The organism is Nocardia blacklockiae, assembly GCF_015477355.1.
In the GTDB taxonomy this organism is placed as follows: Bacteria; Actinomycetota; Actinomycetes; order Mycobacteriales; family Mycobacteriaceae; genus Nocardia; species Nocardia blacklockiae.
On record NZ_JADLRJ010000012.1, the window covers coordinates 99,069 to 111,623 of the forward strand.

General features: G+C 68.2%; 13 protein-coding genes. 4 read left to right on the forward strand and 9 right to left on the reverse strand.

All coding sequences use genetic code 11. The features are described from left to right. Positions 1-113: 113 nt before the first annotated feature. Positions 114-452, forward strand: a complete 339-nt coding sequence (locus IU476_RS36385) for an excalibur calcium-binding domain-containing protein (RefSeq protein ID WP_228824481.1) — start codon at positions 114-116, stop codon at positions 450-452. A gap of 151 nt (positions 453-603) precedes the next feature. Here IU476_RS36385 and IU476_RS28710 read toward each other — a convergent pair whose 3' ends face one another. Next, positions 604-1,722 (reverse strand): BTAD domain-containing putative transcriptional regulator, encoded by a 1,119-nt coding sequence (locus IU476_RS28710; RefSeq protein ID WP_195105377.1) that lies wholly within the window; start codon positions 1,720-1,722, stop codon positions 604-606. A 208-nt stretch (positions 1,723-1,930) separates the two neighbouring features. Beyond that, positions 1,931-2,968 carry a class II fructose-bisphosphate aldolase gene (gene fbaA, locus IU476_RS28715; RefSeq protein WP_195105379.1) on the reverse strand — a complete coding sequence of 346 codons (1,038 nt, stop codon included), beginning with the start codon at positions 2,966-2,968 and terminating at the stop codon, positions 1,931-1,933. A gap of 214 nt (positions 2,969-3,182) precedes the next feature. On the opposite strand from fbaA, the gene IU476_RS28720 reads away from it, so the two are divergent. Together IU476_RS28720 and IU476_RS28725 are read left to right on the forward strand one after the other, a co-directional pair. Then, positions 3,183-3,893 carry a DedA family protein gene (locus IU476_RS28720; protein WP_438944083.1) on the forward strand — a complete coding sequence of 237 codons (711 nt, stop codon included), beginning with the start codon at positions 3,183-3,185 and terminating at the stop codon, positions 3,891-3,893. A gap of 3 nt (positions 3,894-3,896) precedes the next feature. Continuing rightward, positions 3,897-4,670 carry a DedA family protein gene (locus IU476_RS28725; RefSeq protein WP_195105382.1) on the forward strand — a complete coding sequence of 258 codons (774 nt, stop codon included), beginning with the start codon at positions 3,897-3,899 and terminating at the stop codon, positions 4,668-4,670. Here the strand turns inward: IU476_RS28725 and IU476_RS28730 are convergent. Beyond that, entirely contained in the window at positions 4,667-5,716 is a 1,050-nt protein-coding gene (locus tag IU476_RS28730) for a glycoside hydrolase family 76 protein (protein WP_228824501.1), read from the reverse strand. The two genes, IU476_RS28725 and IU476_RS28730, sit on opposite strands and share 4 nt — an antisense overlap. 245 nt (positions 5,717-5,961) lie before the next feature. Beyond that, the gene (locus IU476_RS36885; RefSeq protein WP_267466626.1) at positions 5,962-6,939 is read right to left on the reverse strand and encodes a helix-turn-helix transcriptional regulator; all 978 of its coding nucleotides are present in this window, start codon (positions 6,937-6,939) and stop codon (positions 5,962-5,964) included. 95 nt (positions 6,940-7,034) lie between these two features. On the opposite strand from IU476_RS36885, the gene IU476_RS28740 reads away from it, so the two are divergent. Beyond that, entirely contained in the window at positions 7,035-9,266 is a 2,232-nt protein-coding gene (locus IU476_RS28740) for an ATP-binding cassette domain-containing protein (protein WP_195105386.1), read from the forward strand. A 44-nt stretch (positions 9,267-9,310) separates the two neighbouring features. Here IU476_RS28740 and IU476_RS28745 read toward each other — a convergent pair whose 3' ends face one another. From IU476_RS28745 to IU476_RS28765, 5 genes are all read right to left on the reverse strand, one after another. Then, complete coding sequence (locus tag IU476_RS28745; RefSeq protein ID WP_195105388.1) at positions 9,311-9,634, reverse strand: hypothetical protein; 324 nt, start codon at positions 9,632-9,634, stop codon at positions 9,311-9,313. Continuing rightward, positions 9,625-10,239, reverse strand: a complete 615-nt coding sequence (locus tag IU476_RS28750; protein WP_324194384.1) for an MspA family porin — start codon at positions 10,237-10,239, stop codon at positions 9,625-9,627. The genes IU476_RS28745 and IU476_RS28750 overlap by 10 nt, the downstream gene beginning before the upstream one ends. A gap of 212 nt (positions 10,240-10,451) precedes the next feature. Continuing rightward, positions 10,452-11,285 (reverse strand): helix-turn-helix domain-containing protein, encoded by an 834-nt coding sequence (locus tag IU476_RS28755; RefSeq protein ID WP_195105390.1) that lies wholly within the window; start codon positions 11,283-11,285, stop codon positions 10,452-10,454. Further along, the gene (locus tag IU476_RS28760) at positions 11,282-11,806 is read right to left on the reverse strand and encodes a DUF6879 family protein (protein ID WP_195105392.1); all 525 of its coding nucleotides are present in this window, start codon (positions 11,804-11,806) and stop codon (positions 11,282-11,284) included. The genes IU476_RS28755 and IU476_RS28760 overlap by 4 nt, the downstream gene beginning before the upstream one ends. After that, positions 11,787-12,113 (reverse strand): hypothetical protein, encoded by a 327-nt coding sequence (locus tag IU476_RS28765; RefSeq protein WP_195105394.1) that lies wholly within the window; start codon positions 12,111-12,113, stop codon positions 11,787-11,789. Before IU476_RS28765 ends, IU476_RS28760 begins: the two co-directional genes overlap by 20 nt. Positions 12,114-12,555 lie beyond the last annotated feature (442 nt).

Here is a 12,555-nt window from a genome sequence, read left to right on the forward strand (position 1 = left end):
GACCACATCGGAGTGCGGTCGAAGCCGACCGCAGGCTGGACAAGGTCGCGAAGGACTCTCAGGGAACGCGTTTACAGTGGACCCCGAACCACGAATTCCCCTCGGAGCGCCGTATGTACGTGGACCACACAGTCGCCTCGCGCACCCTCGCCACCGCGGCCGTCCTACTCACCCTCGGCATCGCCGCGGCCCCGGCCGCATTCGCCGCGCCCCGGGACGGCGGTGCGCTGCCGCCGGGTTCGAGCGGTGCCGCGCCCAGCGCGGGCGGTTCCGGCTGGTCGAACGATCCTCGCGAAACAGTGCTGCTGCCACCGGCACCCGAGGAAGACGGCGGCTACCCCTTCTACGTCAACTGCGCCCAGGTCCGCGCCGAACACAAGGGCCCGCTCTACGCCGGACAGCCCGGCTACCGCCCCCAGCTGGACCCCGACAACGACGGCGTCGCCTGCTGACCGCGGGCACGGGATCGCTGTTCACACAACAGCGCCCGGCGTCCCTACACAGGGACGGGCGGAAGCCCCACGGTTTGAGTGGGCAGCGGACCCCACGGTTCGAGTGGGCAGCGGACCCCACAGTTCGAGTGGGCAGTATTCCGCGTCGCCCTCACTCCTCCGCGCGGAACACCAGCACCGTCGCCCCGATGCGCACCATGTCGCCGTCGCTGAGCATCGCGCCGCTGTCGATCGCCTGCTCGTTGATGAAGATGCCGTTGGCGGAGTGCAGGTCCTTGATCAGGAGACCGGCGCGGCTGGGCTGGATGTGCGCGTGGTAGCGGCTGACCTTGGGGTCGTCGAGCACCAGGTCGTTGTCGGTCATGCGGCCGATCTTCAAGCCGGACTTGGTGATCGGGACCGTCCGGCCGTCGGGCAGCCGCAGCAGCCCGCCGCGGGCGCTGCGCGGCACCTCGGTGACGGTCTCGGTCATGGCCTTGGCGATCCGCTCGGCCTGGGCGATGGCGAGGGTGTTCAGCGGTTCCTGCCGCAGCACCCGCTGCTCCAACTCCACCAGCGCGGGGCCGGGATCGATGCCGAGTTCGTCGGCCAGCACCGACCGCACCCGGCGGCAGGCGTCGAGCGCGTCGGCCTGGCGTCCGGACAGGTACAGCGCGGTGATCAGCTGCGCCCACAGCGGCTCGCGCAGCGGGTGCGCGTTCGTCATCGACACCAGCTCACCGACCACCGAAGACGCCCGCCCGCAAGCGATCTCGGCGTCGATGCGCGCGGAGGCGACGAGCAGCCGCTCCTCGTCCATGGCGGTCGCGAAGCTCTCGGCGAACGACAGGCCGGACAGATCGTCGAGCGCCTTGCCGCTCCACTCGGCCAGCGCCGTGGCGAACCGGCGCGCCGCGCCCTCGTGATTGCCGGCGTCGGCCGCCTCGGTCCCCGCGCGCCGCGCCAGCTCGAAACGCCCCAGATCACAACCGCTGTCGGGGACCTCGAGCCGGTAACCCGACGATTCCGTGCGCAGCACCGTCGCCGGGTCCACCCCCGAATTGCGCAGCGCCTTGCGGATATTGGAGACGAACACCTGCAGACTGGCCTGGTAGGAATCCGGCGGCTGCTCGTTCCACACCATGTCCGCCAGCGCCTGCGAGGACACCGCGCGCCGCCGGTTCACGGTCAGCGCGGCCAGCAGCGCCCGCGGCTTCGGCCCGCCCACGGGCACCGGCACGCCGTCGACCAGCAACTGCACCGGCCCCAGGACCCGCACATCCAAGCTCATGGACCCCTACCTAACACGCAGCGTGCCCACCCGTCGACCCTGGGTATAGCACCGAATCACGGTCCCGGCGTCACGAAGCCCTTCGCCGCCGGAACCCTTGCCGCCCCGGCGCACCGGAACCTTCCATCCTCTCAGCGCACCGAAACGACACACCCCAGGACCCCCGAAAACGAGGTCCTGGGGCCGCGTGGCGAGGGACTCGGCGGTCCTACTTCGCGCTGACGGACCTGCCCGCCGACTTCAGGTCGTTGCAGGCCTCGATCACGCGCTCGGCCATCGAGGTCTCGGCCTTCTTCAGGTAGCTGCGCGGGTCGTAGACCTTCTTGTTGCCGACCTCGCCGTCGATCTTCAGCACGCCGTCGTAGTTGGCGAACATGTGCGCGGCGATCGGGCGGGTGAACGCGTACTGGGTGTCGGTGTCGACGTTCATCTTCACCACGCCGTACTTCAGCGAGTCCTCGATCTCGGACTTCAGCGAGCCCGACCCGCCGTGGAAGACGAAGTCGAACGGCTTCGAGCCCTCGGGCTGACCCAGCTTGGCGGCGGCCACGCGCTGGCCCTCGGCCAGCACCTCGGGACGCAGCTTCACATTGCCCGGCTTGTACACGCCGTGCACGTTGCCGAAGGTCGCGGCCAGCAGGTACTTGCCGTTCTCGCCCGCGCCCAGCGCCGCGATGGTCTTCTCGAAGTCCTCGGGCGAGGTGTAGAGCTTGTCGTTGATGGCGTTCTCGACGCCGTCCTCCTCACCGCCGACGACGCCGATCTCGACCTCGAGGATGATGTTCGCGGCCGCGCACTGCTTCAGCAGTTCGGTCGCGATCTCGAGGTTCTCGTCGATCGGGATGGCCGAGCCGTCCCACATGTGGGACTGGAACAGCGGGTGCTGCCCGGCCTTCACGCGCTCCTGGGAGATCGCGATCAGCGGCCGGACGAAACCGTCCAGCTTGTCCTTGGGGCAGTGGTCGGTGTGCAGCGCGATGGTGACGTCGTACTTCGCGGCCACCACGTGGGCGAATTCCGCCAGGGCGACCGCGCCGGTCACCATGTCCTTCACACCCTGGCCGGAGCCGAATTCGGCGCCGCCCGTGGAGAACTGGATGATGCCGTCACTGCCGGCCTCGGCGAAACCGCGGATCGCCGCATTGATCGTCTCCGACGACGTGCAGTTGATCGCGGGAAAAGCGAAGGAGTTCTCTTTGGCCCGACCGAGCATCTCGGCGTAGACCTCCGGAGTCGCGATGGGCACTGCAGTGACCTCCGTGTTGTGGTGCGAACGACAACTCTGTTCCCAATACCCTAAGTTCCGCCGTCGCCCGAGTGGAAGGCGGGCTGCGGTCCGGCCCCCTGGACCGAAATCCGCCGCCCCCGCGGCGACGACCAGCAACCTTCTGTGAGGTTCCCGTGAGGTTCGGTGCGATAGCGATACTGCCGGTACTGTGGGGGCCGTGACCTTGCTGGCCATATCTGACGCTGTCGCGAGCAACTTTTCGATCAAGGAGTTGCTCGACCCGATGTACCTGCTCACGGATTCGCCGCTGCGTCATGCTGTGCTACCGGCCATCCTGGTCATCGTCTTCATCGAGACCGGTCTGCTGTTCCCGATCCTGCCGGGCGATTCGCTGCTGTTCACCGGCGGCCTGCTGGCCGCTCAGCCGCATCCCCCGGTGAGCATCTGGGTGCTCGTTCCGGCGACGGCGCTGGTCGCCATCGCGGGTGACCAGAGCGCCTACTGGATCGGCCGGGCCATCGGCCCCGCCCTGTTCCAGAAGCAGGACGGGCGTTTCTTCAAGCAGCGCTATGTCACCGAGACGCACGAGTTCTTCGAGAAGCACGGTCCGAAGACCATCATCCTGGGCCGGTTCGTGCCGATCGTGCGCACGTTCATGCCGGTGCTGGCGGGCGTGTCGAAGATGACCTACAGCAAGTTCCTGACGTTCGACATCATCGGCGGCATCGCCTGGGGCGGCGGCGTCACCGTGCTGGGCTACTTCCTGGGCAATGTCGCGTTCATCCGCGACCACGTCGAGGCCATCTTCCTGCTGATCGTGCTGCTCTCCGTGCTACCTGCCATCATCTCGGTCGGCCGCAAGCTGCTGCACCGCGAACCCGCCCTGGCCGACGCGGCCGACACCACCGAGATCCCTGTACCGACGAACGAACCCACGCGCTGACCCTTGCCGACCACGCCGCTACCCCTCGCACTGGGCGGATTCGATCCGCTGCAGTCCGCCGGACCGGCACTCGTCTGGACCGTTGTCCTCGTCTTCGTGTTCCTCGAGTGCGCCCTCATCATCGGTCTGTTCCTGCCGGGCGACTCGATGCTGCTCACCGCGGGCATCGTGCTGGCCTCCCACGCCAGTGGCCATGCGCAGGTGTGGGGGCTGGCCGTCGCGACCATGATCGCCGCGATCGCGGGTAATCAGGTCGGCTATGTCGTCGGCAATCGCACCGGTCATCATCTGGTCGCGCGGAAGAACGGGCGATACATCAACACCCGCAACCTGTCCCGGGTCAGCGATCTGCTGCACAAGCACGGTTTCGCCGCGGTGCTGGTGGCCCGCTGGATTCCGTGGGTGCGCACGCTGTGCCCGCTGGTCGCGGGCGCGGCGGGGATGGACCATCGCCGCTACACCGTGGCGAGCTCGATCGGCGCGGTGATCTGGGCGCCGGTGCTGCTGCTGGTCGGCTACTACGCCGGCGGCTTCCTGGATCAGGTGTCGTGGCTGATGCCGACCGTGATCGGCACGCTGGTCGCGGGTCTGGTCATCGGGACCGCGCTCGGCGTGCGGCAGTATCGGATCGAAATGGCGCGTCCCGCCGAGGATTTCGACGTCGAGGATTTCGACGCCTCGGAGCAGCACACCGAACCCATCGCGATCCACCGCGCGCTCGACCGGGAATCGTCGCTGCTGCGCTCGGGGCGCAACGCCGAGGACGACCGGGCCTAGAGCCCCGCGGCCGTCACCGGGTAGGCCGATTCCATCAGCAACCAGCCCGACAGCTGCACCGACAGGTCCCGTTCCGGCGTCGCGGACGCGGCGACCGAACCGCCCTTGGTGAAGTACGAGGCGCCCGAGGTGCCGGTGGGCAGCGTCGCCGGTTCGGTCCAATCGTGACCGAACAGCGGGTCCCCCTCGACATCGAGCCGATGCTCCCACGCGGCGCGGGCCGAGGCGGTGACGATCGCGGCGGCCTTGCGGCGGGCGGCCCGCGGCTCCGCGCCGTCGCCGGGCAGCATCAACGCCACCTGCGCGAGGTAGCGAACGAGGATGCCGTTGAACAGGCCGCCGTCCCCGCCGCCGCCCCCGGTGACGACGCCGTCGCTGGTCAGGTGCTCCTCCACCGCATCGAGCAGCCGCTGCACGCGCGCGACGTGCAGGGACTCGTCGGAATGGACGGCCAGTTCGGTCTCCAGACCCAGCACCACGCCCTGGCAGTAGGTGAAGATCGGGCGCTCGAGGTCGCCGCCGGGTAGGTGGATGCCGTCGAAGATGAGTCCGGTCTCCGGATCGCGCAGCCGCGCATCCACGAATTCGGCGATCCGCGTGGCCGTTTCGAAGTCGCCGAGGCGGGCGAGTACGACGCCGGTGGGGCCGTTGGCGGGCGCGTTGTAGAAATCCGAGTTCTTGCGCCACGGGACGGCGCCGTACTCGGGGTGGACACCGGCCGTCAGTTCCTGTTGCAGCGCCGTGAGTCCGTGGCGTACCTCGGTGATGCCCTGGGTGCGCTCGGCGCGTTCCAAAGCGATTGCCAGCCAGGCCATGTCGTCGTAGTAGTTGTTGGTCCAGCCGGTGATGTTGCGGATCCGGTGGGCGCGGGCGATGGCGGCGATGCGGTCCCGGCGCTCCGGCGTCTGCGCCCGGTTCGCGGCGTCGACGGCGACGTCGATCAGGTGCGCCTGCCACCAGTAGTTCCACGTGAGGAAGGCGCGCTCGGCGGCCGTCGACGGCCAGCCCACCACACCCAGCTCCGTGCCCGGAACCAGCCACAGCATGCGCAGATGCCGCGCGAGAATGGCGGCCTCGGCCTTGTCGGCCCGCTCGGACCAGGCCGCGGCGTCGGGCTCGGCCGCGGGGTTGGTCGTGCGCCGGGTGGGACGCGGCCGGGACCGCGGCGCTAACGCATCGTCGCCGTGCGGAGTCATGGCTCAATGGTGCCAGCACCGCACGCTGTTTCGCGCCCGATTTGTTACGGAATCGACTCACGGCCGCGATGTGCCGGGCCATAGCTGTGCCGCCGTCACAACGAGTGCTGCCCGCCGGCCCGGTGTAGCCGGTCGGCGAGCGCTCGGCACCGGTCCCGGAATTCGGCGGGCTCCTCGAGGACGAAGTCGGCGTCCAGGAAGGCGAGGTTGAGCACCAGCCATTCGAACGAGTCGATCCAAGTGGTGACACGGCAGCGGTCGCCGGGCAGGGTTTCGATGTCGGAGTCCTGGAATTTCAGGATGTCGGCGACGCGGCCCGCGGGAGCGTCGACGACGACCACGGCCCGGTGCCGCGGCGTGGTGAGCGTGCCGCGCAGGTAGTCGGCGGCGGATTCGGCGGGGAGCGGGCGCGGGGTGAAACTGCCCGCGCCCGAGGTGATCTCGCTGATGCGGTCGAGGCGGAAGGTGCGCCAGTCGGCGCGGTCCCGGTCCCAGGCCAGCAGGTACCAGCGCAGGTGCCGGTGGACCTGGCGATACGGCTCGACGTGGCGGCGGGTGGTGGCGCCCGTGCGGGTGGTGTAAGTGAAGGCGACGTATTCGTGGCGGGCGGCGGCGGTGGCGAGTTCGGCCAGGACGTCGGCGTCGACGGGCGGGGCGAACTGGGCGGCGGCCTCGACCGTGGTGCGCAGTGCGGCGGCCCGCGCCCGCAGCCGCTTGGGCAGGAACTGGTCGATCTTGCCGAAGGCGCGGTCGGCGGCCGCGGCCATGCCGGTGGCGCCCGCGTCGCCGGCGGCGGTGGTCGCGGCGAGCAGTCCGAGGCCGACGACCGTCGCCACCGCCTCCTCGTCGTCGAAGACCATGGGCGGCAGGGTGTTTCCGGCCGACAGACGATAGAACCCGCCCGGCCCCGGTTGGGTGCCGACCGGGTAGCCGTAGGCGCGCAGCCGCTCCACATCGCGGCGCACCGTGCGCGGGCTGGTCCCGAGCCGCTCGGCGAGTTCCGCGCCGCTGAACCGGCGGCCGGTTTGCAGGTAGGCCAGCAGGTCGAGCAGGCGGCGGGTGCTGTCGGCCATGTGCCTGGTCCTTTCCGTGTCCCGCACGATCATCTCCGCACCATGGTCGCAATTGCGGCCGGAAACTGTCCACATCTGCTCGTACGGTCGGGCGCATGGCTGAGATTCGCATTCGGGGCGCGCGGACCAACAATCTCCGGCGCATCGACATCGATGTGCCGCGCGGGCGGCTGGTGGTCTTCGCGGGGGTGTCCGGCTCGGGGAAGTCGTCGCTGGTCTTCGACACCATCGCCGCCGAGGCCGGGTATCAGGTCAACGAGACCTACCCGCCGTTCGTCCGCAATCGGCTGCCGCGCTGGACCCGGCCGCAGGTGGATCTGATCGAGGGGCTGTCGCCGGTGGTGGTGATCGATCAGAAGCGGCTGGGCGGCAACGCCCGGTCGACCGTGGGCACCATCACCGACGCGTACACCTATCTGCGGCTGCTGTTCTCGCGGGTGAGCGAGCCGTATGTCGGTGAGTCGAACCACTTCTCGTTCAACGACCCGGCGGGCATGTGCCCGACCTGCGCGGGGCTGGGCGAGACCCTGGCCACCGCGGTGGACCGGCTGCTGGACCCGGACAAGTCGCTCGCGGAGGGCGCGATCCTGCTGCCGGGTTTCGGCAACGGGCAGTACTGGTATCGGCAGTACGCGGACATCGGGGTGTTCGATCCCGATGTGCCGCTGCGTGATTGGACGCCGCGGCAACGCAAGGCCCTGCTGTACGGCGGGGCGGACGCGGCGGCACTGGGCACCCGGCCGCCCCGGGACTACGAAGGCGTCGTCGAGCGGTTCGAGCGGATCTACCTGCACACCGCCGACACGCTGTCGGATCACAAAAAGGCTGTGGTGGAACGGTTCACGTACGCGGCAGCGTGCCCCGACTGCGGCGGCGAGCGGCTGAACTCGGCGGCGCGCTCGGCCCGGGTGCTCGGTCACACCATCGTGGAGATGAGCCGGATGGAGATCGGCGAACTCGCCGGACTCGTGACCGGGGTGAGCGAACCCGCCGTCGCGCCGGTGGTCGCGGCGTTGCACGAGAAGCTGGCCGCGCTGGACGCGATCGGGCTGGGCTATCTGTCGCTGGCCCGGCCCACGACCACACTGTCCGGCGGGGAATCGCAGCGCATCAAGACGGTGCGGCACCTCGGCAGCAGTCTCGTCGAGATGCTGTACGTCTTCGACGAACCGACCGTCGGGCTGCACCCGCACGACGTGCGGTCCATGGCGGGGTTGCTGAAACGGTTGCGGGACAAGGGGAATTCGGTGCTGGTCGTCGAGCACGACCCCGATGTGCTGCGGCTGGCCGACCACATCGTCGAGATCGGGCCCGGTGCGGGGGACGGCGGCGGGCAGGTCGTGTTCGAGGGTGGCTTCGAGGCGCTGCGGGTGGCCGACACCCCGACCGGTCGCGGGCTGCGGACCCGGCGTGCCGCACGGACGCCGCGGGTGCCCACGGGCAAGCTGCGGATCGAGAACGCCACCCGCAACAATCTGCGGAACGTGTCGGTCGACCTGCCGACCGGCGTGCTGACCGCGCTCACCGGGGTGGCCGGGTCGGGGAAGTCGAGCCTGGTCGCGGAGCTGGTGCGGCAGCATCCGGCCACCGTGGTCGATCAGCGGCCCGTCACCACCAACCGGCGCTCGACCCCGCTCACCTACGCCGGGCTCGCGCCCGCGATCCGCAAGGTGTTCGCGCGGCGCAACGGGGTGAGCGCGGCTCTGTTCAGCGCGAACTCGGCCGGCGCGTGCCCGGTGTGCAAAGGCGCGGGCGTGATCTACACCGACCTCGCCTTCATGGACGGCCAGGAGGTGGTGTGCGAGGCGTGCGGCGGCCGCCGGTTCACCGAGGAGGTGCTGGGCTACACCGTCGACGGGCTGAGCATCGCCGACGTCGACGACCTCACCGTCGCCGAGGCCGCCCGCCGCCTGCCCGCGCCGTCGATCGCCCGCGCCCTGCGCCACCTCGACGAGGTCGGCCTCGGCTACCTACGCCTCGGCCAGTCCCTCACCACGCTCTCGGGCGGCGAATGCCAGCGCTTGAAGATCGCCAAGGAACTCGCCCGCCCCGACGAGCACACCCTCTACATCCTCGACGAGCCCACCACCGGCCTGCACCTCTCCGACATCGACACGTTGCTCGCCGTCCTGAATCGGTTGGTGGACAAGGGAAATACGCTGGTGGTGATCGAGCACAACCTGGATGTGATTCGTGCCGCCGACTGGGTGATCGATCTCGGACCGGGCCCGGGGCGGCACGGGGGGCGGGTGTTGTGCGAGGGTACGCCCGAGCAGATCATGCACTGCACGGACTCGAAAACCGCTGCGGCGCTGCGTGATATGTGACTCTTGCCGCGACCGTCCCGTGTCTCGAAATCCGTGCGCTGCCGCTAAGGCACGGCGACGATGGGGTGGTCCCGGGCGGGGCCCGGCGCGGGCGGGACGAGTGCACCGGCGGGTGTGTTGGTGCTGGGCGCCGAGCGGGCGGGCGGGGGCGCGAGCATCTGCAGGGGCAGTTGCGGTGCGGGCGCGGGCGCGGATTTGCGTTCCGGGTTGCCGCCGCCGCACTCGGAAGCTGTTAGCGCACTATGCGTTTCGGCGCAGGCCGCGGGCGGCATCACCGGTTCGGCCGCGGCTCCGGCCGCCGCGGCTATCAGCCACGCGGCCGCACCCGGCACGGCCCACCGCCAGGGTGATTTCGGGTTCACAGCCATATCGGGTCCCCGTAGGCCGCGACCGAATTGTCGGCCGTATCCGTCGATATCGACACCATCGCGAACGAACGCAGGCTCACCGCGCCCGCGCAGGCATCGATCTTTATCTGCACCTGATCGACGGAAATCGAAGCATGCGGCCCCGCCAGCGCTTTCGTCCCGAGCGTGATGGTCGTGACGGACCCCGGCTTGACGGTCGTCGACATGTTCGGCAGCGCCAGCGCACTCGCCCCGACCGACACACCCGGCGCGGGAATCACGGTCACCATGGCATTGGGCCCGATAGCCGCGGACAACCCGACCGTCACACCGGACGACACGTCGGCCTGGCACCCGATCTGATACCCCAGCTGCATCGTCCCCGAATTCACCGCCGCCCGCCCCTCACCCCCGATCTCCGCCGTGGCCGACAAACTGACGAACCCTTCGCGAGTGAACGGCGTAGCGGCAAGATTGGGCACCCGATACACATCTTCCCCGGTCTTACTGATCCTCACCTCCCACCCGTCCTCGGTACCGACAGCACGAGACCTGTCCGCAACCGGGTCGGCACTCACAGGCCCCGCGGCCATACCGAGCACGAAGAGAGCAGCGATGCCGAGCACCGCCGAAATCGAGCGTTTCATAGAAATCCTTGCGAAACGGTGGCCCGAAAGCACACCAGACAAACCAGCGCGGTGACCTTACCCGAAACCCCCACCACACAGTCACCGTTCCTGGGAGCCTTCCGCACGCAGCCACTTCCCCGGGCCGAGTTCGTCAATCCCAGTGAGGCCGAAACTCCACGGCATACCCCTACCTTCATAGCCGACGTACATCATCGACGACTGTTCAATTCGGCCATGATCAGCTCGCGGGCTGCCGCGCCGTAGTGCGCACGCTCGGCGAGTTGGGCGAACATTTTGCTGTACAAGGCGATTTCGCGCGGTTGAGTGATCCTCAGCTCGGCCGTGACGACCTCAGCCAACACCATTCGATCATCGAACATGGCGAAGTTCGTGAGTTGCATGGGGAATTCGGTGCGGGCGGGGATGATGCCCAGCCGGAGGCGCGGCAAGCCCATCGCTGCCAGGAGTCTGTCCAGCTGAGCGACCATGATCGCGTCGTTGCCCACTGTGGTCGCCAGCGCCTGCTCCGCGATCACGACGTGGAATCGGTGATCACCGCGATACAAGAACTGTTGTCGTTCCAGACGTTTGGCGATGCCTTGTTCCACATCGTCGGGAATTCGGTAGAACTCGACTCCTTTACGCAGGACCGCCTCGGCGTACTCGGTGATCTGCAGGATGCCGGGGATGATCACCGGTTCGAAGATGCGCGTGATTTTCGTCTGTTCGGCCAGAGTGACCGATGTCTGCTGGCGGCGTCCGGTTCCGGTGTGCAGCGTCCGCCGCCATTCCAGGTAGGCCGCCTCGATATTGCGCAGTGTCGCAACCAGGTCCGGAAGCTGCGCCTCCGTACCGGTGTGGGCGCAGTAGGCGCGGAGATCGGCTTCGGTGGGACTGCGATCTCCGGTCTCGATCTTCGACACCTTGGATTCGTGCCAGCCCGCTAGAAAGGCGAGCCGGCGGCCGGTGAGCCCCGCATCCTTCCGCATCTCACGGAGCCGTTTGCCGAGTGCCTCGCGTGCCGCGTGAACCGAGTTGCTCACTGTCGGGCAGTAGCCGCCGCATACTCGGCGTGCGGGATCGCCGAATTCCACAGGCGCTGTTTCGCATCGACGCAGTGCGCGACCATCCACGCATCGGACGTGACGGCCACCCCGAGCCCGCGTCCCTCGTCGTCTCGGACATGGAATGCCACCCGTTCGTCGTCGAGCAGCCAGTAATCCTCGGCCTGCACCTCTCCAGCCCGATGCCGGGGCAGATAGCGAATGTCTTCTCCCGCTTCGACATTCCGCACCGTCAATTCGAGAAGCCAACGCTGGTAATCGGTATGCGGCTCCGTTACCACCCGCACCCGACGAACGCCCACCCCACGCCCGGTCGTCTCCTCGACGAGCGACCGCCACGGCTGAAACCATTCGTAATCCGCGGCCTCGCCCGCGAGGAAACGCCGAAACGGCTCCGACTCGGCGGCCACCCCGTACACATCCCTGACTTCGAGGTGGAACGCTTCGCGTCGACAGCTCCGAAGCAACTCCGGATACGGATCACCTTGCCGCAGCAACACCGTAGAAGCTCCTCACCAGTTTGGGCACCTCGACCACCGCTTCTCCTTCGGCAAGTTCGAGTTGCGCCAGCACTTCGGGTTCGACGACCGGTCGACCGGACAACGTGAAGGTACCTCGACCGGTATCGGTCATCCGAGCGCCGAGGAACGTATCCGCCTCGGCGAACCCGAGGAGAAGGTGCGGAATTTCGACCGTCCCCGGATCTTCGGTCACCCAGCCCTGCACGACGTAGTGAGACTCACCGACGAACAAGCTGGGGCACTCGCCGACCCCGGAACCACCTCTGCCGAGAAACTTCAGACTCATGGTTGCACTCCCCTGCACTGTGACGAACCTTGTCGCGGACTTATCCCATGATCCCGCACGATTGGCGATAACGGGCCTGGTAGAGCGAATGGTGACAAGTTCCGTCAAGTTCCTGGCTAGGCAAGGCATCTCGCTCGTAGCTTTCGAGGTGGCACTCAGGCTCGGGGGCTCGTCTCCGTCCAGGTCATCCGCAGCATGAGTTTTCGAGCCTGAGCTGCCTCATTGTCGGACTCTGCTCGGAGGTCGTTATGAATTGGCGTACAAGGCTTTTCGTGTTCGAAGGCGGGATGCTCGAGCTTCGCGAGTATGAGGACGAAGTGGATTCGGGCGGGTTCGGGTCGTGTGGGGGTGCGGAGGTCGGGGGCGACGGCATGTTCGAGGCGGAGGCGTCGTGAGCACGGCGGTGGGGTTGTGCGTCGCCGTCGCCATTCCGCTGGCGGTG